The sequence below is a fragment of the Paenibacillus sp. SAFN-117 genome, assembly GCF_051966115.1.
Classification (GTDB): Bacteria; Bacillota; Bacilli; order Paenibacillales; family NBRC-103111; genus Paenibacillus_L; species Paenibacillus_L residui.
Genome location: NZ_JBQCLK010000015.1, coordinates 104,240 through 127,739, shown reverse-complemented (window position 1 = coordinate 127,739; position 23,500 = coordinate 104,240). Strand labels below are relative to the sequence as shown.

Here is a 23,500-nt window from a genome sequence, read left to right as displayed (position 1 = left end):
GAAAATTTTCGGGAAAGGCGTCATTCATCTCCCACCTGCTTCGCTGAGGAAGGAGACTTCTGACGCAAGTTGTTAAACAGCTCAAAGCGGGCATTGCATTCATCATACATTAGAAGGTAGATGAGGCATGCCCGCAACAAATACTATGTAACTCGACATGATTACATATTTTCATAACATGTCCAGATTTGGATTACACACCGAACGCCTGCTCGTTAGCCCCGTCAGCCGAACGAAGCGCTCCTCCTTCGTGAAGGGATATTCGCGCTCCCAAACGTTGGAATAGGCCGATCATATCTTCGTTCCCGCGCTCAATATGCTCCACTCCGGCGATCGTTGTTTTCCCTTCCGCAACTAGTCCGGCCATGATGAGAGACGTCCCTGCCCTTACATCGCTGGCATGAACGAAATTGCCCTGCAGAGGAGCCCCGCCCTGAATAAAGGCGCTGCCCTTCTTCAGTTCAATGTGCGCCCCCATTCTTCTTAACTGAGGCACATGATTGAACCTTTCCGGAAAAATTTTATCCGTTATGATGCTTCTGCCCGTGGCTAGAAGCAACAACGCTGTCAGCGGCTGCTGCAGGTCTGTCGCGAAGGACGGATACATTCCGGTCCGAATCCGGGTCGGTCTTAACCGAACATCTCCATATGCGGTAATGGACTTTTCCTTCGTTTCGATAATCAGTCCGATCTCTTTCAATTTAGCTAGGCAAGAAGCCAAATGTTCAGGAATGACGTCATCCACCGTCACAACCCCTTTGGTCATCCCTGCTGCCATCAGGAAAGCACCGGCAAGCAAACGGTCTGGAATAACCGCATAAGTACAGCCATTTAACCGTTTAACCCCTTCAATGCGAATGGTGTCCGTACCGGCGCCCCTTATCTTCGCCCCCATCTGGTTAAGCAGGTTTGCCGTATCTACCACTTCCGGATCCCGGGCGGCGTTATGCAGCATGGTAGTCCCTTCCGCCAGAACAGCGGCCAGCAGCGCGTTGATAGTGGCTCCGCAGGTAATCGTATCGAAGAAAATCGTATTGCCGGTCAGCTTATCCGCTTCCACCACGTAATAGGAATCATACAGGTGAACCTTGGCCCCCAGAGCACTCATTACTTTATGATGCTGATCAATAGGCCTTGATACGAAGTTGTCCCCGCCGGGGTACCCTATTTTAACTTTTCCCGTTCTCGCCAATAAAGCCCCTACAAAATAATAGGAGGAACGAAAAGCGGATGTTTTCTCCAGGCTTAAATCCGTTGATTGAAGACCGGAAGAGTCGACAACAACCTCTCCTGTTTCGGTCCTGTGAATGGAGATACCAATTTCCTGCGCAATTCCTTCAATTACACGGATGTCCAATATGTTAGGGATTCCTTGCAGGATTACCGGTCCTTCAGCCATGCAAGCGGCAGCAAGCAGCGCCAAGGAACTATTCTTCGATCCCGGAATCTTAACACTTCCTGATAGCGGTCCGGAAGGCTCCACCTCAATCCATCTCATCCGGATTCCCCCTTCTCTCGTTCATCTTTAGAAGTCAGATCATTATAGAACTTCTACTTCCATTCAGGAACCATCCCAAATTGGAATAGCCCGGTTTTACTTAGCTTAAATTTCTGTATGGTTGAAATTTTCGGACAAATTGCAGTTTTCTATACTGCAGAGCCAAGCTCATTTTCCTTGTTTCTGTTTCATTCAAATGTAAGGCTCTCTATTATTATGGACAAAACAAAAATAAAATCAACTTGCTATCTATAGGTTATCCTAATTTCAGGTGAGCAAAACCAAAAAAATCGAATCATCCAAAGGCGTATAATTATAAACTTCGTGAGGAACTTTAAATTTCAGGGAGATTTCCCCAAAAAAATTTTTTTCGGAGGTTATTTATGATGGCCAAACCGGATGATCGTTCCGATAATGTCAAAAAGCTGCAGAGAAACGTGCAAAACACGATTGAAAACTTGGAAGAAGCTGAAGAATACGTAAATGAATTCGCCGGTGAAATCTCGTCACGGGAACTAAACAACATTGAGCAAAAAAATGAGAACCGCCGCGAAAGCATTGACGCCTTCCGTGAAGAAATCAAGGACGAAGCGGAAGATCAGGGAAAAGCGTGATTCTGCTTCAAAGCATCGGGAGCAGGCCGGTTACGCGCAAACATGCTGTTCCGGGATGGCCCGGAAACAGCGTTTCCTTGCCGGCTGTCCCTTTATAATTCCCCGCCTGACAGGCAGATTCCTGCCAAGCAAACCCCATTTTCTAAAATCTGTGCTACACTTCCTCACCGGAATGGCTGAGTCTAGGAATTTCAATACTCCACAAATCCTCCGCCAAATAGGTCCGTCTAAAAATTTCCCGCGCTTCGGCTTCCAACTGCTCGGCATCATCCTGATATCTCTGACTGATATGGGTTAAGACGAGAGTGCGCACTCCCGAATCTCTGGCGATTTCCGCCGCCTGCCTGGAAGTGGCGTGATAATATTTATGGGCCAGGTCTTCAAGTTCCCCTGAAAAGGTGGCTTCATGCACTAATAAATCTGCCCTCGCGGCCAATTTCTTGGCAGCGGCACAGTAACGGGTATCCCCCAAAATAGCAATCGTTCGGCCGCGCTGGCCGGGACCGATAAAGTCCTGTCCGTTAATAACGGTACCATCGTCAAGCCTCACGGATTGCCCCTTTTTTAAACAGCCGTATAAAGGGCCCGGAGGAACTCCTAATTTCCTCAGCTTATCCGCATCCAAGCTGCCGATCCGGTCCTTCTCCTCAATCCGGAAGCCGTAAGAATCAATCCGGTGCTCTAATTTATGAACGGAGACTTTGTATTCTCCTTCCGCAAAGAGCGCGCCTTCCTCTCCGATCTCAACAATTTCACAATCATAAGGGAGCCGGGCATCGCTTATATTTAATACCGCAGATATATATGATTTTATTCCCGGCGGTCCGTACACAACCAGAGGGGACTCCCCACCCTGATAACCCCGGCTGGTCAGCAGCCCGGGAATTCCATAAATATGGTCTCCATGTAAATGAGTAATGAACAGCCTATTTATTTTACCCATTTTTAACGGAGATTTCAATAATTGATGTTGAGTGCCTTCGCCGCAATCAAACAACCATATGCCCTCGTTCTCTTCCGTCAAGTCTAATGCTATGGCACTAACATTCCTCCGTCTGGACGGCATTCCCGCTCCCGTACCGAGAAAAACTATACGCATATCGGCTTCCCTCCTATCTTCCGTCATAACAGCAGCGGCACAGTGTTGCCTCTAGCTTATATTCAATAAGGTTGAGCGGCTCTTTTATAATGATGACTACAGTCATATTTTTTGCGGTGAACATACTTAGTTTAGGCTAAACCATGCCATCGTAATCAACTTTTCTGCATCTGAAGGGAGCATTATATATTATGTATATAAAGAAAAGGGTGCGAACGATTCGGCTATCCGCACCCTATTTTCAAAAATTATGACAAGCATTCGAAACATGCGGTTTCCCGTACTCTACTCTATCATGCCAAACTAAGAGGATATCCATAAGGAGCATTCCCGCACGATTTCCGGCAATTACACCTTGTCGACGTTAAAATACTGGGCTTGGGGATGGGCAAAGACCATGGCCGATACCGAGGCCTCAGGATCCATCATGAAGCCTTCCGTCAACTGAACACCGATATCTTCCGGCTGCATCAGTTCGAATAACGGCTGCTGATCCTCCAGATTCGGGCAGGCCGGATATCCGAACGAAACACGGATTCCCTGATACCTTGCCCCCAGGCGCTGCTTCATAGTCATTTCCGGAGAATCCGGGAATCCCCATACATCCCGCATGATATGGTGAATACGCTCCGCGAACGCCTCAGCTACCTCAAGCGCAGTGGCTTGCAGTGCATGTGAGCGTAAGTAATCTCCCTTGTCCTTCCATTCATTCGACAGCTCCCTTACCCCATGTCCTGCTGTAACAACGAGGAAGCCAACATAATCCATAACTCCGCTATCCACCGATTTCAAGAAGTCGGAGAGACACAGATGCGGTTCTACTATTTGGCGAGGGAAGCTGAAGGTTTTCAATATCTTGGAATGATCCTTCGGATCATAGATGATAATATCATTGCCATCCGATTGAGCCGGGAAAAACCGGTACATTCCGTGTGCCTTAAGGATTCCTTGCGTGTTGATCTCGTGGAAAATTCCATCCACCACTTCCTTAAGCTGAAGCGCCTTCGGGTCATTTTTTTGCAAGAGTTTGTCGACCCCGCCGCGCAATCCGAGATGCTTGCCTAACAGCATTTCGAGATTCACATATGGAAGGAGATGGGTAATCGGATAATCGCGCAAGATGTGCCGCTCCAAATCCGGCGGAATGTAAACGGGAGCATCCGGATTGATGGAGGCGCTTCTGGCCCTGGACGGGGCAGGCAGCTCCTTATCCTTCTTGCCCGATTCTTGAACGACAGATTCCTTGGCTTCTCTTAGCTGCTCGATCAACAGCTTCTTCTGCTCCGGATCGCTTAATTTATTGGCGAGATCGAGCCCTTCCATGGCGTCCTTAGCGTACAGAACCATGCCGTCATATTCGGGAGCTATTCTCGTCTTGGTAAATTTCCGCGTTAATGCGGCACCTCCGACCAGAATCGGAACGTCTATTCCGGCCGCTTTGAGATCCTGTGCCGTCACAACCATCTGCTGGGCCGATTTGACGAGCAATCCGGAGAGACCGATGGCATCCGGTTTTTCTTTTTGGAAGGCCTCGATTAACTGCTCCGGAGGGACTTTAATCCCCAGGTTGATAATTTGATAACCGTTATTGGACAAAATAATTTCTACCAAATTCTTCCCGATATCATGTACATCGCCTTTGACCGTCGCCAGCAATATTTTGCCTTTGACTGCCGTTTCCTTCTTCTCCATGAACTGTTCCAGGAAAGCGACGGACGCCTTCATGACTTCAGCACTCTGCAGCACTTCCGCCACTATGAGCTCGTTATTGTTAAACAGCCGGCCGACTTCCTCCATACCGGCCATCAATGGACCATTAATGATATCCAACGGTGAATACTTGTTCAGAGCTTCCTCCAGGTCGGGAATGAGCCCTTCCTTCGTCCCTTCCACTACATAGGAAGCCAATCTTTCCTCAAGCGTAAGGTTGGACACTTTTTCTTTCTTGTCTACCTTTTTCTCACGGAAGAAAGCGACGAACTCCGCCAGTGTTTCATCACTGGTATCGAAGATCAGGTTTTCCGCCAGACGCCGTTCCTCATCAGGGATAGACGGGTACCGCTCCAGCTTCTCGGTGTTGACAATCGCATAATCCAGTCCGGCCTTGGTACAGTGATACAGATATACGGAGTTTAGCACTTCACGGCCGGCAGGAGGCAGCCCGAAGCTGACGTTACTGATGCCGAGAATAGTCTTACATTCCGGCAGCTGTTCTTTAATTAACCGGATTCCGTCGATCGTTGCCTTGGCGGAACCGATATATTGCGGATCACCCGACCCTACCGGGAAGACGTTCGGATCAAAAATGATATCCTCCGGGCGTACCTGATAATCGTTAACCAGCAAATCATAGGACCGCCTGGCCACTCTCAGCTTATCCTCCGCCCAAACCGCCATTCCTTTCTCATCAATCAGGCCGACGACAACCGCCGCGCCGTAACGATGAATCAACGGTACGACATGATTGAACCGTTCCAATCCGTCCTCGAGGTTAATCGAGTTAATCAGCGCTTTACCCTGGCAATGCTTCAAACCGACTTCAATAACGTGGTGATCCGTCGAATCAAGCATGATCGGCACCTTGATTTTCTTGACGACGTGCTGCATAAATTCAGCCATCACCAATGGCTCGTTCAGTTCGGTATCCTGGAGATTAATATCTACGATATGTGCTCCGTTCTTCACCTGCTGACGGGCTATTTCCGATGCTTCCTCGTATTTCCCTTCGAAGATCAGCCGCTTGAACTTGCGTGAGCCAATAACGTTGGTTCTCTCACCGACCATGATCGGACGGTTGCTGTCCTCGATATATACCGTTTCAATCCCCGATACCGCCGGCGGGTGATTGCCTGCAGCGGTTCTGGGTGAATACTCTTTAAGCAGATCAGCCATGGCCCGGATATGATCCGGTGTCGTTCCACAGCAGCCCCCGGCGATATTTAGCCAGCCCTGCTCGGCAAATCCGGCCATTTTCCTGGCAAGCGATTCGGGAGATTCATGATAATGCCCATTCTCATCAGGCAGACCGGCATTAGGGTAACAGCTGATGGCTGTCTTGGCCACATCCGATAAGGAACGGATATGATCCCGCATGAACTCCGGACCGGTTGCACAGTTAAGCCCGACGGAGATCGGGTTCAGATGCTCCAGCGATACGTAGAACGATTCAATCGACTGTCCGGCCAAAGTAGTACCCATCGGCTCTATCGTGCCCGAGATCATAATCGGAAGCTTCACTCCCAATTCCTTGAACGCCCGGCGAATACCGATGCTGCCCGCTTTGACATTGAGCGTATCCTGGGAAGTTTCCAGCAAGAGTGCATCGACTCCCGCCTCGATCAAAGCCCGGGCCTGCTCATAATAGCTGTCCGCCAGCTCTTCGAAGGTAACTCCGCCCGTAACCGATAAAGTTTTGGTCGTAGGTCCCAGAGCGCCCGCAACATAACGGGGCCACTCAGGGGTAGAAAATTTGTTAGCTGCGTCTACGGCAAGCTTGGCTGCCGCTTTGTTAATTTCAGTCGCGCGGTCTTGAAGATTATATTCCGCTAACACGACACTAGTCGCTCCGAAAGTGTTCGTCTCTATAATATCAGCGCCCGCCGCCAGATACGCTTCATGAATGCGGGAGATGACATCCGGACGGGTCAACACAAGCATTTCATTGCAGCCGTCCAAATCCTCCCCGCCGAAATCTTCTGCACTTAACGGCTCCTGCTGGATCATAGTCCCCATGGCTCCGTCCAGGATAAGAATTTTTTTAGCCATTTGCTCTTGAATAGTAGGTTTTTGCAATCGATCTCTTCCTCCCCAGCGTCCAAAAGATGACAGTCATCATTTAACGAATATTTTAACTTTAAGTGTACCAAAATTTTCGGTTTTAGCAAAGAGGCTAATTCCAAGTAATTATATAAGCTTTATAAGAAATATTTCTCGCAAATCATCGACATCTACTTCTTGTTCATTTATAATACAAAATATACAGCAGTTTTTATATTGGTTAATTGGAGGGTTTTCCTATGGCAGAAATTAGAATAAGAAATACCGGCGAACGGATTAGCGGCGAAGAGAAGGTCAAAGCATTTCTGGAAAACCAAGGTGTTCTCTATGAGCATTGGGATGCGGGCAAGCTTCCGGAAAACCTGCGTAATAAATTCGTATTGAGCGACGAAGAGAAGAAGGAAATCTTGAACGTGTTCGATTCGGAAATTCGGGACTTGGCCTCCAGACGCGGTTATTTGACCTGGGATGTGATCGCTTTATCCGATGCTACTCCGAATCTGGATGAATTGCTTAAGAAATTCGAGCAGGTTCATACCCATACCGAGGACGAAGTCCGGGCCATTGCCGCGGGCAATGGGATCTTCATTATTAAAGGCAGCGAGGATGTCGGTTATTTTGACGTAGAGCTGACAGCGGGCGACGTTATTTCGGTCCCGGAAGAGAAGCCTCACTTCTTTACCCTGATGGAAGACCGGCAAATTGTAGCCGTACGCCTGTTTATTGAAACCGAAGGCTGGATCGCTCATCCGTTCGAGGACCCCGAGTTCAAGAAGTAAGACGTTCCTTTCTTGAAAGAACAAACCACACTTTCCAATGAGAGAGTGTGGTTTTATTTTTGTTCAGCCTGTTATAGCGTATCGATAATTCCCTGAAGCTCCCTTAAGCTGCGGATCTCATAGCAGGGAACAATATCGTCGGTTCTGGACAGTTCATGGCGATTGATCCAGGCACACTTCATTCCTACCGTGTTGGCTCCGAGAATATCCGTCGTCAGCTTGTCACCGACCATCAGACCTTCGCTTGGCCCAATGCCCAGCAGATCCATGGCGTGATGGAAAATACCCGCATCGGGCTTGCCTTTCCCAAAGTCGCCGGAGATGACGATATGGTCGAAGTATGCGGCAAGCTCCGGCACACCGTCAAGTTTTTCCCGTTGTAAATCAGGCGAACCGTTCGTAAGAAGCAGCAAGGAATAATGTTGTTGAAGAGAAGCCAACACTTCGAAGGTTTCTTCATATACATAGGATCTCGAACGGCGTTCCGCTGGAAATCGCTCGGCCAATTCGGCGCCCAATGCTTCATCATCCACACCGGCTGCCTTCAGCCCGGCGGTCCAGGCATCTTTACGATATCGGGGAGCGATCGCATTCAACATGCGAAACTCCTCCTGTCGCCCTTCGGCAAAATTACCCCACAATCCTTCAAAAGGATTAATTCCTATCATTTTGGTAAACGGATAGGTTTCATAAGACTCATACAAGGAACGGGCAGCCTCACGCACGCATCGTTCCAGTTCCTTGTGCTCCAACTGCGGATAAATTTCCGCCGCTCTCTTGCAGGTTGCCTCGAAAGCTTCCTGAACACTGCGTTCATCCCAAAGCAATGTATCATCCAAGTCAAATAAAACGGCTTTAATGGCCATGCCCCTCTTCCTTTCAAACCATCGGCATCTTGTTATAGATATGGCAATATAGTCATACTGAACACTAATAAGCTACTGCTTTTGCTGTGATTGAGCTTCCGTCTGGGTTGAATCCGTCCAGCGAATTCCATTCTTCTGGGCGAATGGCTTCAATTCTTCTTTCACCGCGTTCAAATCCATACGATGCATAAATTTGGAGTAGACCCATCTCATTCTTTTGGACTTGAACTGAATAATGACATAACCGGGCATAAAAGTGATTTCACTCACTTCCTCCGCGGGAACGGTCTTGTCCCCGCCAAACCGCCGGGAGGTTAATTCGGTCTTGCCAATCCCCAGCATCGGACGCCGTAGAAAGAAGATCATCAGCCCCAGCAGGAAATAACTGATGGCGATAAACCAATATGAAGCGTCTCCTTGATAATAGTCATAGAATAGAATTGTAAACATGATGGAAAAACCTATCAAGAAAAACGGCAGCATCCAGTTTCTTCCCAGAAATCTGCGAAAGGTCGCGGATTGGCTGTAAAGAACGGATGGTTTCCCCTGCTTGCGCCTGAGCCGATCTGTCTGTTTTCTATTTTTCTCCACCATTCTCTCCCATTTGCGGGACATGGCTGTTCCCCCTTGAAGCATTCGCTAGTTTTGTTCGTCTTCTACATATTTTATGCTGTCCAGCTGAACTTTTAAAGACTTTTTAAAAGCATCTATATATTTGCGGCGGAGCTGATTCCGCTCGATCTCTTCCGCATCCGTCAGCCCTTCGGCTTTGGCTTTTCTAGCAAGCTCATTAATGCGCTGAATCGTTTCCTCCATAGTCATCTTTATCCTTGCCTCCTATCTGCATCTGTCCATTCATATATCTGATCGCCAGTCTATAGGCGATTACCAGCTCACTCCACCATTCCGAATGTTGATCTTTTACTGCTACAGCTCTGTTTTTATCCCGGGCTGCAGACATTTTTACACTGTTTCTACTTTGCCATTCCACCGGTTAAATGTCAAGATGACCAGACCCTATCGCGGCTCGGTCTAACAATGTACAAATCTGACATTTAATCACCTTAGGATCTATATATAAACGGATGCCCCTCAAAGTTCGGTTCCGTTTCAAAGATACTAGAACCGCCTTGATCAAACAGTTCTTTTCTTTGAAACAGCCCGAAATTATCTGCAATCCATACATTCTTACGAATAGAACGTACGTTCGAAATTTCTGTCTGAGGCTTCTGAGCGTGCGCTGACAAACCGGGGAAACGGGCTCAGCTCATTCGCTCCTCCCAAGTGCACTTGCGGAAAAAAGACGTTTCTTTCCGGGTAAAGCGTGCTTTCACTCACGATTAATAATATTAAATATTCATATCATTAATATAATGCCCACAATATATAATAATTCGTCTTACCTACTCTTATATAGATACTACTCAGGATCTCTCGCATTATGGAAGAAAGAGAATTTGACCTTCGTGCAGAACGGAACTCTGCAATTGGTTAACTTTCTTGATCTTGTTTATATAGGAGCGTGTACTCTCTCCCTCGGGAGCATGCTTACTCGCAATAGACCATAAAGTGTCCCCGGGGGCGACGTCAATCTCCTTCCTGACCGCTACAGAACCTGTTCTGGCATCCCCCGCATAAGCATGGAAAATAAAAGAGTAAGAGGCGGAGATAACCCCAAATACTAGAACCGTTAACAGCATAATGCGCAAAATCGTCTTGTTCGCAATTACCGGGCGTTCCGGAAGGATGGTTGCTTTCATCGTCAATACCCCCAAACATTTGTTCTATTCACAGAATACAACGAACAAATGTTTGTGTCAATCCCTTTTGCGAAAAAATTCGAACCCATGTTTGTACGAACTCCGGTTCTATGGTATACTTTATTTAATTATTTCCAATTGGAGTGATCATTGTGACCAAATTGTCGAACCGTCAACAGGCGATATTGGAATTCATTAAGAACGAAGTACGTGATAAAGGCTACCCTCCTTCCGTACGGGAAATAGGCGAAGCGGTAGGCTTGGCTTCCAGCTCCACCGTTCACGGCCATCTTGAGAGATTGGAGAAGAAGGGGCTGATCCGCAGAGACCCGACCAAACCCAGAGCGATAGAAATTCTTGATGGCGACGGAACAGGGGGAATCCTTCCCATGTCCGTAACCAGAGTGCCTCTGATCGGTAAAGTAACGGCCGGAACACCGATTACCGCAACGGAGAATATCGAGGATTACTTCCCTCTTCCCAGCCATTACGTAGGCGACCACAATGTATTCATGCTGAACGTTATTGGCGAGAGTATGATCGAAGCCGGAATCCATGACGGCGATTATGTCATTGTCAGACAGCAGCCCACCGCCGATAATGGAGATATCGTAGTTGCCATGACGGAAGATGATGAAGCCACGGTCAAGACATTCTATAAGGAGAAGGATCACATTCGTCTGCAGCCGGAGAATTCTAGCATGGAGCCCCTTCGTCTGAAGAACGTTACCATCCTCGGCCGAGTGATCGGAATTTTTCGCGATATTCATTAATCCTGCAGCACCTCGGCCCCGCAATAGAAATAACCTCCTGACAAGAACGGATCCGTTCGTCATGGAGGTTATTTTTACGGCCGCCTCATGCGGAAGTACGGCCGCTATTTATTTCATCGAACACACGCTTCCACAGATTTCGCCTGGAGCCTGCAAGTCAGGCCAAGGCGCCGTATAACAAGTTTAGTACAAAGACATGTACTGATCTCTCTCCCAAGAGTGCACCTGGGTCCGGTAGATATTCCACTCGATTTCCTTCAATTCGTAGAAATGAGTCAGAGCATGCTCGCCCAGCGCCTCCCGCATGACATCGTTCGCCACTAATTCCTGGAGCGCTTCACGAAGATCCGCCGGCAGGCTTGGAATGCCTTCGTCTTCCCGTTCCTCATCGGACATGACATAGATGTTGCGGTCGGTCGGAGGCGGCAGCTGCATCTTCTTGCGTATGCCGTCCAGGCCCGCCTTCAGCATGACTGCCAAGGCGAGATAAGGGTTGGCTGCGGGATCGGGATTCCGCACCTCCACTCTCGTGCTCAGACCGCGGGAAGCCGGAATTCGGATCATCGGGCTGCGATTGCTTGCCGACCAAGCGACATAACACGGAGCCTCATAACCAGGCACAAGACGCTTGTAGGAGTTGACGGTCGGATTGGTGATCGCGGCCATCGAACGGGCATGACGCAATATTCCGGCCATATATTGTCTGGCTACCTGGCTCAAGCCCAGCTTGTCCGATTCATCATAGAAGGCATTGGTACCGCCGGTAAACAAGGATTGATGGCAGTGCATTCCGGAGCCGTTCACCCCGAACAGCGGCTTCGGCATGAATGTGGCGTGCAGGCCATGCTGACGGGCAATCGTTTTGACCACCAGCTTGAAGGTTTGGATCTGGTCGGCCGCCTTAACGGCATCCGCATATTTAAAATCGATTTCATGCTGGCCGGGAGCGACTTCATGATGGGAAGCCTCGATTTCGAAGCCCATCTCCTCCAGCGTCAGCACAATTTCCCGGCGGCAGTTCTCGCCGAGATCGGTCGGCGCCAGGTCGAAGTAGCCGCCCTGATCGTTCAGCTCCATCGTCGGGTAGCCCTTCTCATCTGTGCGGAACAGGAAGAATTCCGGCTCCGGCCCTACATTCATCGAGGTATAGCCCATGGCCTCCGCGTCTTGAAGCGCTCGTTTCAGTATCCCGCGCGGATCCCCGGGAAAAGGTTGTCCGTCTGGCAAATAGACATCGCAAATCAAACGGGCCACCCGATCCTCGGCCACCCAGGGAAAAATAACCCACGTGCTCAAATCGGGATACAAGTACATATCCGACTCTTCGATCCGTACATATCCTTCGATGGAGGACCCGTCGAACATCATTTTATTATCCAGTGCTTTGGGTAATTGGCTCAGGGGAATTTCCACGTTCTTGATCGTACCCAGCAAATCCGTAAACTGCAGTCGGATAAAACGAACGTTCTCCTCCTTGGCAATCTTCAAGATGTCTTCCTTCGTATAGCTCATCCTATGTCCTCCTCAACTAGGCTGGAAAGCGGTCTATATCATCTTTTGAAATAAGTGGAAATATCTCCTTGATTGAGAGAAACCTGATCCAGGCGGTTCCCGCCGTTCAGCTGCTGCTTAAGCAAACGATGCAATTGCGGATCAGTCGGCTCCTGCCGCTTGAGCGCTGACGGCTCGCGACCCATCCTTTCTCCGTCGGCCGCCTGATGAATCATCCGCTTGATCCCGGCAATGTTGATGCCTTTTTCCAGATGCTTCTTAATTTCCAGTAAACGTTCGACGTCATTGAACGAAAACAGCCTCTGATTGCTGTCTGTCCGAACCGGCTTCACCAGCTCGTGCTGCTCATAATACCGGATCTGCCTGGCGGACAAATCCGTGAGCTGCATAACTATCCTCATCGGAAACAGAGCCATGTTTCTGCGGATTGCGTCGCTCATCAGCCATCACTCCCATGAGTGGTAATCTCCATACTGATTGTAACTTTCCGGCTCTCACCGCGTCAAGAAACTGCTGCCTCCAATTTGGTTCCCTGCCTCCTTATAGACAGAGTGAAATAATAGGCCAAGACCTGCTCTTTTTAAAAACTGCTTTATCCCAATCAGAAAGTGGCTCCATTTTTAATGCTCTAATGAACTTAAACTTTCTAATGCAGCTACAGAGCCAGCAGCCCCCGCTGCCACAGATGCTCCAGCGCTTTGACGGCGCCGAGCTTCGCATGCGAATAGGTAAGCCCTCCTTGCATATACGCAATGTAAGGCTCGCGAATAGGCGCGTCCGCCGACAGCTCCAGGCTTCCCCCTTGGATGAAGGTACCGGCGGCCATGATGACCGCATGCTCATAGCCCGGCATTTCCGAAGGCTCCGGCACCACATAGGCATCCACCGCCGCAGCCTGCTGAATTCCTTGTACGAAAGCAACGAGATGATCTGGCCCGGTGAAGCGAATCGCCTGAATGAGATCGGTTCTCGCCTCATTCCAGCGAGGGCTTGTCTCAAAACCGAGCTGCTCATACAGGCAAGCGGCGAAGATGCTCCCCTTGACAGCCTGTCCGACAAAGTGGGGAGCCAGGAAGAGCCCCTGATAAATACTTCTGGTCGTATCCAGCATGGCTCCGACTTCCCCGCCGATTCCCGGGGCTGTCAAACGATAGGCTGCCTGCTCCACGTACTGCCGCTTGCCTACGATATAACCGCCGGTCGGAGCTATGCCCCCGCCCGGATTTTTGATAAGCGAACCGGCCATTAAATCGGCTCCCGCCTCTGTCGGCTCGAGCGTCTCGGTAAATTCTCCGTAGCAGTTGTCGACAAACACGATGACATCGGGCCGAAGCTGCTTGACAAAGTCCGCCATTTCCCGGATTTGCGCAATTGTGAAGGAAGGCCTCCAATCATAGCCCCGGGATCGCTGGATGCCGACCACCTTCGTCTCGGGCGTCAGCTTCCGCCGGATCTCCTCCCAATCGGGGCTGCCGTCCTCCCGCAGATCTACCTCGTCATAGCGGATTCCCCAATCCCGGAGCGAGCCGGTACCGTCTCCAGGACTTCCGATCACCTTATGCAGCGTGTCATACGGGGTGCCCGAAATGTAGAGGAGCTGATCTCCCGGCCGCAGCACACCGAACAAAGCGGTAGAAATCGTATGAGTTCCAGAGGCAAAATGAGGCCGGACCAATCCCGCCTCCGCCCCGAACACCTCGGCATAAACACTGTCCAGCACCTCCCGTCCGCGATCGTTATACCCGTAGCCTGTCGAGGATGCGAAATGATAATCACTGACCTGGTGCTTCTGAAAAGCACGGATGACCTTCCATTGATTATGGTCGATCACTCGGTCTACTTCCTGCAGCCGGCCTTGAATTTCCCGTTCGACCCTTTCGATATATGGGCTTAAAGCTTCATTCACTTGCATGATTTTCTCTCTCCCTTGTTCTGTCTGCACATAATCAATATTTAAGGCACGATCCACCGGCTCGCCGGGACCGACCAGCGCAGAAAGGTCTCAGAACTCGTATTCCTTCAGCGCATGGCCATGTACCTCATATTCCGGGCGGCCGATCTGAACCGTCAGCCTTATCTCTTCCCCATCGGTTTGCGAAGAGGTCACTTCTCCGATCCTGTAAGCCTGCGCCAACAGATCGCCGCGATGTGCGGGAATGCGGTACTCCAGGCTGACCCCGCCTATTTTATCCTGAATCCGCTCCTTGAGTTTGTCCAAATCTTCCGCGCGATAAGCCGACAGACGCATGAAGTCGCCGGGCCCCGTTAACAGATCCCGTTCTTCCGGCGAACACAGATCGACTTTATTAAACAGCGTAAGCTGCTCCTTGCCCTGCGCCCCCAGTTCCGCCAGCACTTGCTGGACGACCTCCATCTGCTCCTCCCTCATCGGCGAAGCACTGTCCACCACGTGCAGAATGAGATCGGCTTCCAGCACTTCTTCCAGCGTAGCCCGGAAGGCGGCCACCAGATCATGGGGCAAGTTCTGAATAAACCCGACCGTATCCGTCAGCAAGATTTCCTTCCCGGCCGGAAGCTTCAACAAGCGGGAGGTCGGATCCAGCGTGGCGAAGAGCTGGTTCTCTACCAATACATCGGCATGCGTCAACTGCTTAAGCAGCGTCGACTTGCCGGCATTCGTATATCCGACCAGCGCGGCCTGGTACACTCCGGTTTTTCTCCGCCTCGCCCGATGAAGCGTGCGGTGGCGGATCACTTCGGCAAGCTGCCGCTTTAAATCGCGGATCCGGCTGCGGATGTGCCTGCGGTCGGTTTCCAGCTTGCTCTCCCCGGGCCCTCTCGTTCCGATCCCTCCTCCGAGACGGGACAGATTCTTGCCATGACCGGACAAGCGCGGAAGCAAGTAAGTTAATTGCGCAAGCTCCACCTGGAGAATTCCTTCGCGCGTCCGGGCTCTCCGGGCAAAAATATCAAGGATGAGCTGAGTCCGGTCGATGATTTTCAAATCCAGCGCTTCCTCCAGATTCCGCACCTGGACACCCGATAGCTCCTGGTCGAACAGGACCATATTAGCGTTCAGCGCCTCCGATAGCTCCCGAAGCTCGCTCACCTTTCCTTTCCCGATGAACCACTTCGAATCGGCAGCCTCGCGGCTTTGAACGACGGTATCGAGAACAGAGACCCCGGCCGTCTCGGCCAATCGGATCAGCTCCTCCATGGAATAGCCCGCTTGGCGGGCCCGGCTCTTCCTATCCTCCTGCGTAAGCAGGCTGACGAGAATGGCACGCTCCTCCGCTGCGGCGATCACATCATGAGTGGTCGGCTTCATACAACGTCTCCTTCAAAAGTTATTATTTCAGGCCCGGTCCAGCCGCAAGTCTTCCGGACGCAAGGTCATCAGCTCCTGCCGCGACGGATGCTGCTTGTTAAGCTGCAGCAGACGGACCGCTTGATGCCGCATAGCCTTTTCGATCAGATTCCGCACAAGCCTGGCATTGCTGAATGTCCCGAAGCTGTTCTCGATTTCCCGTGTCAAATACTGCTTCAGCTTCCATTCCGCTTGCGGATGGAAGGAATACTCCCGTTCCTTCATCATCCAATGAGCAATCTGCATCAACTGCTCCACCGTATAGTCGGGAAAATCCACCTGAATCGGAAACCGCGACGGCAACCCCGGATTGGTCCGCATAAATTCATCCATTTCATCCGGGTATCCCGCCAAAATAAGAACGAACTGGTTCTTATAGTCTTCCATCGCTTTGACTATGGATTAGGTTTTGATAAGTGCATTCGCTCATCGCCATTATAAGCTCAATCCTGCCATCCTCATGAAGCACCGCTTGGTCGATTAACAATCCGATGAATGCACGTTTGTTGGCCATGCTCAATGAAGAGGACGAAAGCAAATCTTTCAGTTGTCGCACATATTTTATCACACGGTCCGCATAATTAAAATTTTCGCAGGCGTGTTGAAGCATTTCATCAATGAACTGCATATCCTTCCGCAAAATATTCAATTGTTCGTCCAGGCTCTCCAGCTTCGTCTGAAGCTCTTCCTTCGTCCGAATGATGCCGTAAGCATACAAATCCACATATTTGCTTCTCGCCCCGGCTTTGTCCGTGATCATGCGCTGGAGCTCCGCTTTGCGAAGCTGCAGCTCCTGCAGCTTGTGGTGGCTGGACAATCCTTCTATATATTTAATGACGTAGGGCTCGGGTTTTGCAAGAAGAACCGAGAGCCGCTGCCAGACGATCGCATCCACCCGGTCGACCCGCCAATTCCTCCCCCGGCATACCGGTCGGGCGGGGTCCGCCGCTCCTACCTTATATCCCTTCTTTGTCTTACCGGTGCAGGTATAGTACTTGACTCGGCCTCCGGCTGTCTTCGTCGTCACGCCCGACGTCACCGCGGCTCCGCATCTTCCGCACCGGGCCAGCCCTCTCAGCAGATAGTCCTCGGAAGGCCGTCCGCCTGTCTTCCTCCAGCTCTTAAGCCTGTGCTGGATTTGCTCGTACGTCGCTCTCTCAATGTAGGCCGGAATCGGGATGGCTATCCACTCCTCGCGGCTTTTGCGGACCGACCGCGGCTTGCCCTGCTGCTGGACGACTTCAGTTTTGCCGTAATAATAAGTTCCCGTATAGGATTCGTTCTTCAAAATTCGGCTGACGGTCGCCTGATACCATACAGAGCCGTTCGGAGCCGCAATCCCTCTGGAGGACAGTTCTCTCGCTATCCTCGAACATGAATAGCCTTTATTCAGAACCATATCGACCATCATCATATAGATACGTCTTTCTTCCGGATTTTCCACGATCCTGTCTTCTTCCGTATCGAAGGAATAACCGTATAACCGGCGCATCCCGACTGCCTCGCCCTTCAGTGCTTTTGTTCTTCGCCCACGCTTCGTGTTGGCCAAAATTTTGGCTTTGTTATACTGCGCGATGCTTCCCTGTACATTGAACATCAGCATGGATTCGGGGTTATTTTTATCCAGATCGAATTCGACAAATTCAATGTCGCAGCCCAAATCCCATATTTTGGACGACAGCTCGATTTGCAAATGCAGATACCGGCTCATTCGGTCCGGATGCAGAAAGATCGCTTTAGAGCCGATTCCCCGCTCCAGCAAATACAGCAAATAATTAATCAGGGGACGGTCCGGATTGTCACCATGTTCCCCCGCTTCTACCAGGATCATTAACTGCTCGCGGCTATAGTGATGCTTGCTCTCGGCATACCGGACACACCTCTCGATTTGCGACTCCAGAGAATAGCCATATTTGGCCTGGTCATCTGTAGATACCCTTACATAAACAAGAGCCTTGATCTGTTCGATCAAGGCATTCAATTGTTCCGTATGGAGTTGGTAAGCTTCCCGGATAATGATCATCGGCACCACCTTGCGGGTCTGCAAGTGAATAGAATCCTATTGCAGAATGCAAGCCCTATCCTCCCGAAAGAGCTTGCTTCGCGCCAAAGCCCGGATAACCGGAACGCTGTTAACTCATGGTTAATGCTGTTTCCGCTTACCGCTATTTCCGTTCCCCCTCCTTCTGACCGGACTTACATAATGGAAGAGATGATAGCTCTAGAAAATAATCCCGGCCCCGTCTTTCCGTCCGGGTCTCCTCCGGGTCCGGATACTTGCTCAGGACACCGGCCACCCAGGCAGCCAGCTCCCGAGCGAGCTGTTCCTCAGACTTCCACGCAGAAGTATTGCCGCTTCGGAATACTAAATCAGCGGATAATTCCTTCTTCATTAATCTTCCGGTCATCCTCCCCTTTCTGCTCCATGATAATACGTATTCCGTTCGAGAATTGTCCGATTCGTTCTAATTCATATTCCCCGTCTATTCGGCAGGAACGGCCCAAGAACCTCGGACACTCAACCGATCCGTCCGTTCTAAGCCTCTTCGTTGTCCCCGCCCCTCTGAAAACGGCGGCGAACCAACGCCAATACGAGAAGAAGGAATGGAAGCAGGACGCCAAACAAAAAAGTAATAACCGGCAGTGTAAGTCGGCTCCATTCCATCAAATGGGCGGAATTGGTAAACAGGTCAACCGACAATGCCCACGCGACCAATGCTAACGGAATGATATAAATCGAATTCTGACGAACCCCTGTCAGCTTCCCCAACGCCTGCAGAGAGGCATAAAAATAGATCAGCAGCTTGATAAACAGCGAGATCATCCAAATAGTGGGGATCGATGCTTCAATCCGAGTAAAAAAGTCCCCTATATTCACCCTTTGCGCCAAGACATAACCGGGAAAAGTGTAGGTCGCTGCTGCTTTGGCCCCTAATACGGAGATGGCCACCGTACATATAAGCCAGAGAACCAAACCTCCCCACAGAGTTCCCCATATAAAATTTCTGGCTGCCTTGCGGCGATTCTTCACATGGATTGGATAAATCGTGAGAAAGAAAAATAACGGAAAGGTAGAGAAGCTATTATAGGAAATCGCTCCCCGTAACAAGGATGATAATGGTGTGGTTAGGGCCGGCTTGAATTGATTCGCATCCATCTCGGGAATGAGGGCTGCAGTCAGCAGTACGAACAAAAAAATAAAGACCAGAATGTAAATCTCGCTGGCCCGGGCGATAGTAGCCAACCCCAAACGCAGGGCATAAACAGCCGTGATGACAAACAATCCGTTCAAATAAAAGATCGGAGTATCCGGAAAGATCTGATTACCGAGAAAAAAGCCTACATAGTACACCAAGCTGATCACACAAACGAAGTAGGCAAACAGAAAGGTTAACGCAATGGCCAGCCTGCCCGCCCATTTGCCCATCAAGATTTCCATCAAATCATACAATGTCTTATCCGGATAGAAGCTGGCCAAACGAAGGTACAAACCAACGACAAGCAAGTTGATGATAATCCCGATCCCCAGTGCCAACCATGAATCCTGCTGCGCTTCTTCAGCCAATTGCGAAGGAACGAACAGGATCGAGCTGCCGATCGTAAACAGAGTAACCAGCAGGCAGAACTGGCGGGTGGTTATCTCAGAACGGTTCATGCAATCATTCCTTTGCCCTTCAATTCTGTCATCCCCCGAACCATTCCACAAGCGGACTCACAGCTATCATGATCCATTCCATCAAGTTGGGAAACGGAAGCTGCAAGCTCTTAATGATTCCGATAGCTATCGCCGCCAACAGGGCAATGCTAAACAAGCGAAGCTCTCTGTAGAGCTTCTTACGTCTTAATCCGGGAACCTCCAGCCATACTCCCAGGGCGCCGGCCAATACGATCACCACGGCATACTCCAATGTTTCTCCCTCGCTTCCGGCACACTGTCAAATACAGGACTAACTTCGCGCCATGCCATATAACGACAGTCTGCTATCCTGGCCGGATGGTCCATGGATTGATTGTCGGGCGGCGCTTAATCTGATAATTCATTATTGACATAATTAAAACGGGATAATCATGGGGCAGGCACTTCCGGGCCGGATGCGGGAGGGTGCCGATTCACCGGCTTCCCTTATATTAAGAACATGTTATTCACGAATCACCCATGTTTAGGTCGTTTGCGATATGCCAATAATGTAAGCAAAACTCGCTTAATTGAGGTAGGCCCATGAGATTAAATCTTGTCCTTCAGGACAATCTGAACTTGCTTAGAGAGGCTTTTGGAAACAGCGACGACCTGATATTCCGGGAGCTTACCCTCGGTCCGCCCCCGGGCATCCGGGCAGCCTTCATATACATAGACGGAATGGCCGACCGGACCTCCGTCTATCGCCTAATAGAGTCACTTGCATCTCAGGCCGCTCACGACCAGTGGAGAGATTCCTCCGAGGCGGTCAGGCTTATGCGAATTACAGTAGGAGATTATCGCAGCTTGACCGATTGGGAGACCGTTCATCATGCTATCCTCTGTGGCGAGACGGTTATCTTGATCGATCAGCAAGCTCAGGCCTTTTCTGTAGATACGGTCGGTTTCGAACACCGGAATATAACGGAGCCTACCTCACAAACCGTGGTGCGGGGGCCGCAAGAAGGATTTACCGAGGCTCTGCAGACGAACATTACGTTGATTCGCCGCAAAATTAGAGACCCGAACTTATGGTTGGAAATGAACCCGGTCGGGCGCATAACGAAGACCAAAGTGGCGATCATGTACATGAACGGTCTGGTCAATGAGACGACATTGGAAGAGGTTCGTATACGCCTGCAGCAAATTGATATAGACGGTATTTTGGAAAGCAACTATGTAGAAGAGTTTATCCAGGACAAAACCTATACCGTCTTCCCGACGATCAACAATTCGGAACGGCCCGATGTCGTGGCGGCATCTCTGCTGGAAGGAAGGATAGCTATCCTTGTTGACGGTACGCCTTTCGTGCTGATGGTGCCCGCTTTGTTCACCCAGTTCCTTCAGTCGGCAGAAGATTATTATCACCGTTCGGATTTCGGTCTGCTGCGGCTGATTCGATATGTTGCTTTTTTTATCTCCTTGTTCGGTCCCTCTATTTATATCGCCGTCACCACCTTCCACCAGGAGATGCTGCCGACAGACTTGTTGATCAGCCTGGCTGCCCAGAGAGAGGCCATTCCGTTCCCGGCCTTTATTGAGGCGTTGATCATGGAAATCACCTTCGAGCTGCTGCGTGAGGCGAGCATACGAATGCCCAGAGCGATAGGCACGGCCATTTCCATTGTCGGAGCCCTCGTATTGGGACAAGCAGCGGTTGAGGCGGGCCTGGTTTCCCCCGCGATGGTTATCGTCGTATCCATCACCGCCATTGCCGGCTTCATCTTTCCAAGCTTCGAAATAGGAATATCGGCACGTATTCTGCGCTTCGGGTTCATGGGGCTTGCGGCCTCCTTTGGGTTCTATGGAATTTTCCTCGGAACGATTGCTCTCGTTCTTCACTTATGTCACCTGCAATCGTTCGGCGTTCCGTATATGACCCCGTTCGCTCCTTTTCGCGTTTCCGACCAGAAGGACAATGTCATCCGCATGCCTTGGTGGAAGATGTATACCCGGCCGGATATTGTAGTTAAGCAGAATACCGTCCGCACCAGAGATAGCGGACAGAGCGGCGGCGGGCGCTCCGGAACCGGAAGCGAAGCTTCTGCACAGAAGCAGAAGGACGAACAATGATGAGAATTCAAATGCAAAAAAGCTCCTGACGGAGCCCTGTAAAATCCACCAAGGGAAAGCCACACGTCGCATTCCGGGTCGGTAAATCCGGTGGACGACCATTATTAAAAACGCGGGTTCCGGGAATGAAGCTTGGATGGTTCAAGAAGCTCCCGCCCCCTGCTATCCTCAGGTTTAACTTACGATGACCATACAGAAGGAGATGCCTTATGCAAACATCGTTGATAGGGTCATTCCTGGTTTCTATAGCGGGCACCCTGCTGGCCTTCCTGCTTGTTATAGGCATGCTGGTCATCTTCTTCAAACCGATTACACAACGGCTGCTCGCTATGTTCATGAAAAAACTGATGTCTGAACGATATCCGGTTAATATTTGGGAGATGGTTACCGCCTTGACCCGCACAAATCCGATCAAGGTGATGGAGAACAGCCTCCGGGCGGCTTCCGGCGCCATTATTGAGAGGCCATTCGGCAGTCCACGCAAGCATCTGAGCTTCGACGGGCTGATTTTTACACCGGCTCAGTTAGCCGTACTCCCTGCCCACGAGGATGAGAATGTGGACCTTGAGGTGACCATCGGTCCGAAGGCCAAGAAGCCCATGACGCTGCAAATTCCTATTATGGCCGGAGCTATGGGGTATGGAATAGGAGTGAGCGAGAAGGTCAAAATCGCAATGGCCCGAGGAACAGCCGCCGTCGGAACGGCGACCAACACGGGGGAAGGCGGTTTTCTGCCCGAGGAACGCAATCTTGCCAAATTTCTCATCTTGCAGTACAACTCCGGCCACTGGTCGAAGCAGCCTTCCATTCTCAATCAAGCGGATGCTATAGAAATTCATATCGGCCAGGGAGCTACCGCAACAGCCGCGAGCATTATTCCGCCTGAATTTATGCCCGGCAAAGCGCGTCAGGTCATGAACGTGAAGGACGGAGAAATCGTCGTTATTCCTTCCCGTCACCAGGAAATTAACCAGCCGGACGACCTGATCCCTTTGGTTGAAAGGCTGCGTTCGGTGACCGGCGGAGTGCCCATAGGCGTGAAGCTCTGCGCCAGTGCGAAGCTGGAGGCGGATCTGGAGGTAGCTATCCGGGCGAACGTTGATTTCATCAGCTTAGACGGAAGCCAGGCCGGAACGAAAGGCGGTCCGCCGATTCTCGAGGATGATTTCGGCCTCCCCACCCTGTTTGCCTTATGCCGTGCCGTCCGTTATTTGAATCAACGCGGAGTCAAGGATCAAATCAGTCTGTTGGTCGGCGGCGGGTTTTCCAATCCGGGGGAATGCCTGAAGGCTCTTGCGCTGGGAGCAGACGGAGTATACATGGGCACCGCCCTGCTGTGGGCCATGACGCACGAGCAAGTGACCAAAGCGATTCCGTGGGAGCCGCCTACGCAGCTTACCTTTTATCCGGGGGAGATGGCCGAGCAGTTCGATGAAAATCTGGCCGCCCGTCATTTGGAGAACTTCTTCACTTCCTTCGTCGAGGAAATGAAGCTGGGCATCCGCGCCCTCGGGAAAACCAGTCTGCAGCAGGTGCAGGCAGAAGATCTGGCCTCGTTGGACGAATGGACAAGCAAGGTGACCGGCATTCCCTTGGCCACGCAAGCTTACGACCCGCTCGGAGGTCCAGACCCGATGGAGCCTGCAGGGGACACCCAGGCAGTGCCGCAGAAGCCGACTTCTCCGACCTACCCGCAGAAAGGGAAAAACTGGTTTGACTATTTCAAGAAAAAATAATGAACGAGG

General features: G+C 50.6%; 20 protein-coding genes and 1 pseudogene. 5 read left to right on the top strand and 16 right to left on the bottom strand.

The window, feature by feature from the left end; genetic code table 11:
• Positions 1-193: 193 nt before the first annotated feature.
• Positions 194-1,498 (bottom strand): UDP-N-acetylglucosamine 1-carboxyvinyltransferase, encoded by a 1,305-nt coding sequence (murA, locus tag ACTHRH_RS12085; RefSeq protein WP_144933508.1) that lies wholly within the window; start codon positions 1,496-1,498, stop codon positions 194-196.
• A 386-nt stretch (positions 1,499-1,884) separates the two neighbouring features.
• Between murA and tlp the strand changes: the two genes are divergently transcribed.
• Positions 1,885-2,112 (top strand): small acid-soluble spore protein Tlp, encoded by a 228-nt coding sequence (gene tlp / locus ACTHRH_RS12080; RefSeq protein WP_144933515.1) that lies wholly within the window; start codon positions 1,885-1,887, stop codon positions 2,110-2,112.
• Between the two features lie 154 nt (positions 2,113-2,266).
• Here tlp and rnz read toward each other — a convergent pair whose 3' ends face one another.
• Positions 2,267-3,211, bottom strand: coding sequence for a ribonuclease Z (gene rnz, locus ACTHRH_RS12075; protein ID WP_144933507.1), 945 nt, complete (start codon positions 3,209-3,211; stop codon positions 2,267-2,269).
• A gap of 348 nt (positions 3,212-3,559) precedes the next feature.
• Complete coding sequence (metH, locus tag ACTHRH_RS12070; protein WP_440415696.1) at positions 3,560-7,003, bottom strand: methionine synthase; 3,444 nt, start codon at positions 7,001-7,003, stop codon at positions 3,560-3,562.
• A gap of 224 nt (positions 7,004-7,227) precedes the next feature.
• Here metH and ACTHRH_RS12065 point away from each other — a divergent pair, with 224 nt between their 5' ends.
• The gene (locus ACTHRH_RS12065; RefSeq protein ID WP_144933505.1) at positions 7,228-7,767 is read left to right on the top strand and encodes a 1,2-dihydroxy-3-keto-5-methylthiopentene dioxygenase; all 540 of its coding nucleotides are present in this window, start codon (positions 7,228-7,230) and stop codon (positions 7,765-7,767) included.
• Between the two features lie 71 nt (positions 7,768-7,838).
• Here the strand turns inward: ACTHRH_RS12065 and ACTHRH_RS12060 are convergent, their stop codons facing one another.
• From ACTHRH_RS12060 to ACTHRH_RS12045, 4 genes are all read right to left on the bottom strand, one after another.
• Positions 7,839-8,633 (bottom strand): HAD family hydrolase, encoded by a 795-nt coding sequence (locus tag ACTHRH_RS12060; RefSeq protein ID WP_440415694.1) that lies wholly within the window; start codon positions 8,631-8,633, stop codon positions 7,839-7,841.
• A 72-nt stretch (positions 8,634-8,705) separates the two neighbouring features.
• Entirely contained in the window at positions 8,706-9,248 is a 543-nt protein-coding gene (locus ACTHRH_RS12055) for a hypothetical protein (RefSeq protein WP_144933503.1), read from the bottom strand.
• Positions 9,249-9,272: 24 nt separating this feature from the next.
• Entirely contained in the window at positions 9,273-9,455 is a 183-nt protein-coding gene (locus ACTHRH_RS12050) for a DUF896 domain-containing protein (RefSeq protein WP_186328214.1), read from the bottom strand.
• Positions 9,456-10,072: 617 nt separating this feature from the next.
• Entirely contained in the window at positions 10,073-10,393 is a 321-nt protein-coding gene (locus ACTHRH_RS12045) for a LysM peptidoglycan-binding domain-containing protein (RefSeq protein WP_144933502.1), read from the bottom strand.
• A gap of 152 nt (positions 10,394-10,545) precedes the next feature.
• Here ACTHRH_RS12045 and lexA point away from each other — a divergent pair, with 152 nt between their 5' ends.
• On the top strand, positions 10,546-11,166 hold the full coding sequence (gene lexA, locus ACTHRH_RS12040; protein WP_144933501.1) for a transcriptional repressor LexA: 621 nt from the start codon (positions 10,546-10,548) through the stop codon (positions 11,164-11,166).
• Positions 11,167-11,349: 183 nt separating this feature from the next.
• Here lexA and glnA read toward each other — a convergent pair whose 3' ends face one another.
• From glnA to ACTHRH_RS11995, 9 genes and pseudogenes are all read right to left on the bottom strand, one after another.
• Positions 11,350-12,678, bottom strand: a complete 1,329-nt coding sequence (gene glnA, locus ACTHRH_RS12035; protein WP_144933500.1) for a type I glutamate--ammonia ligase — start codon at positions 12,676-12,678, stop codon at positions 11,350-11,352.
• 38 nt (positions 12,679-12,716) lie between these two features.
• Complete coding sequence (locus tag ACTHRH_RS12030; RefSeq protein ID WP_144933499.1) at positions 12,717-13,118, bottom strand: MerR family transcriptional regulator; 402 nt, start codon at positions 13,116-13,118, stop codon at positions 12,717-12,719.
• A gap of 215 nt (positions 13,119-13,333) precedes the next feature.
• A complete protein-coding gene (locus ACTHRH_RS12025; RefSeq protein WP_144933498.1) occupies positions 13,334-14,590 on the bottom strand; it encodes a methionine gamma-lyase family protein in 1,257 nt (418 codons plus the stop codon).
• A gap of 90 nt (positions 14,591-14,680) precedes the next feature.
• Entirely contained in the window at positions 14,681-15,967 is a 1,287-nt protein-coding gene (hflX, locus tag ACTHRH_RS12020; RefSeq protein ID WP_440415689.1) for a GTPase HflX, read from the bottom strand.
• 27 nt (positions 15,968-15,994) lie between these two features.
• Positions 15,995-16,408, bottom strand: a pseudogene (locus ACTHRH_RS12015) (AAA family ATPase); the annotation flags it as partial.
• Entirely contained in the window at positions 16,380-18,029 is a 1,650-nt protein-coding gene (locus ACTHRH_RS12010; protein ID WP_440415703.1) for a recombinase family protein, read from the bottom strand. The pseudogene ACTHRH_RS12015 and the gene ACTHRH_RS12010, both read right to left, overlap by 29 nt.
• Before the next feature lie 142 nt (positions 18,030-18,171).
• On the bottom strand, positions 18,172-18,414 hold the full coding sequence (locus ACTHRH_RS12005; RefSeq protein WP_144933494.1) for a hypothetical protein: 243 nt from the start codon (positions 18,412-18,414) through the stop codon (positions 18,172-18,174).
• 128 nt (positions 18,415-18,542) lie between these two features.
• A complete protein-coding gene (locus ACTHRH_RS12000) occupies positions 18,543-19,661 on the bottom strand; it encodes a GerAB/ArcD/ProY family transporter (RefSeq protein WP_440415687.1) in 1,119 nt (372 codons plus the stop codon).
• A gap of 28 nt (positions 19,662-19,689) precedes the next feature.
• A complete protein-coding gene (locus ACTHRH_RS11995) occupies positions 19,690-19,914 on the bottom strand; it encodes a hypothetical protein (RefSeq protein WP_144933492.1) in 225 nt (74 codons plus the stop codon).
• 311 nt (positions 19,915-20,225) lie between these two features.
• Between ACTHRH_RS11995 and ACTHRH_RS11990 the strand changes: the two genes are divergently transcribed.
• Both ACTHRH_RS11990 and ACTHRH_RS11985 read left to right on the top strand, forming a co-directional pair.
• Positions 20,226-21,755, top strand: coding sequence for a spore germination protein (locus tag ACTHRH_RS11990; RefSeq protein ID WP_440415684.1), 1,530 nt, complete (start codon positions 20,226-20,228; stop codon positions 21,753-21,755).
• A gap of 209 nt (positions 21,756-21,964) precedes the next feature.
• Entirely contained in the window at positions 21,965-23,491 is a 1,527-nt protein-coding gene (locus ACTHRH_RS11985) for an FMN-binding glutamate synthase family protein (protein WP_440415682.1), read from the top strand.
• Positions 23,492-23,500: the final 9 nt, after the last annotated feature.

Bases quoted from the DNA above. Each gene is read 5' to 3' on its own strand.
- murA (WP_144933508.1), bottom strand. From the start codon at position 1,498: ATGAGATGGATTGAGGTGGAGCCTTCCGGACCGCTATCAGGAAGTGTT.
- tlp (WP_144933515.1), top strand. From the start codon at position 1,885: ATGGCCAAACCGGATGATCGTTCCGATAATGTCAAAAAGCTGCAGAGA.
- rnz (WP_144933507.1), bottom strand. From the start codon at position 3,211: ATGCGTATAGTTTTTCTCGGTACGGGAGCGGGAATGCCGTCCAGACGG.
- ACTHRH_RS12065 (WP_144933505.1), top strand. From the start codon at position 7,228: ATGGCAGAAATTAGAATAAGAAATACCGGCGAACGGATTAGCGGCGAA.
- ACTHRH_RS12060 (WP_440415694.1), bottom strand. From the start codon at position 8,633: ATGGCCATTAAAGCCGTTTTATTTGACTTGGATGATACATTGCTTTGG.
- ACTHRH_RS12055 (WP_144933503.1), bottom strand. From the start codon at position 9,248: ATGTCCCGCAAATGGGAGAGAATGGTGGAGAAAAATAGAAAACAGACA.
- ACTHRH_RS12050 (WP_186328214.1), bottom strand. From the start codon at position 9,455: ATGACTATGGAGGAAACGATTCAGCGCATTAATGAGCTTGCTAGAAAA.
- ACTHRH_RS12045 (WP_144933502.1), bottom strand. From the start codon at position 10,393: ATGAAAGCAACCATCCTTCCGGAACGCCCGGTAATTGCGAACAAGACG.
- glnA (WP_144933500.1), bottom strand. From the start codon at position 12,678: ATGAGCTATACGAAGGAAGACATCTTGAAGATTGCCAAGGAGGAGAAC.
- ACTHRH_RS12030 (WP_144933499.1), bottom strand. From the start codon at position 13,118: ATGAGCGACGCAATCCGCAGAAACATGGCTCTGTTTCCGATGAGGATA.
- ACTHRH_RS12025 (WP_144933498.1), bottom strand. From the start codon at position 14,590: ATGCAAGTGAATGAAGCTTTAAGCCCATATATCGAAAGGGTCGAACGG.
- hflX (WP_440415689.1), bottom strand. From the start codon at position 15,967: ATGAAGCCGACCACTCATGATGTGATCGCCGCAGCGGAGGAGCGTGCC.
- ACTHRH_RS12010 (WP_440415703.1), bottom strand. From the start codon at position 18,029: ATGATCATTATCCGGGAAGCTTACCAACTCCATACGGAACAATTGAAT.
- ACTHRH_RS12005 (WP_144933494.1), bottom strand. From the start codon at position 18,414: ATGACCGGAAGATTAATGAAGAAGGAATTATCCGCTGATTTAGTATTC.
- ACTHRH_RS12000 (WP_440415687.1), bottom strand. From the start codon at position 19,661: ATGAACCGTTCTGAGATAACCACCCGCCAGTTCTGCCTGCTGGTTACT.
- ACTHRH_RS11990 (WP_440415684.1), top strand. From the start codon at position 20,226: ATGAGATTAAATCTTGTCCTTCAGGACAATCTGAACTTGCTTAGAGAG.
- ACTHRH_RS11985 (WP_440415682.1), top strand. From the start codon at position 21,965: ATGCAAACATCGTTGATAGGGTCATTCCTGGTTTCTATAGCGGGCACC.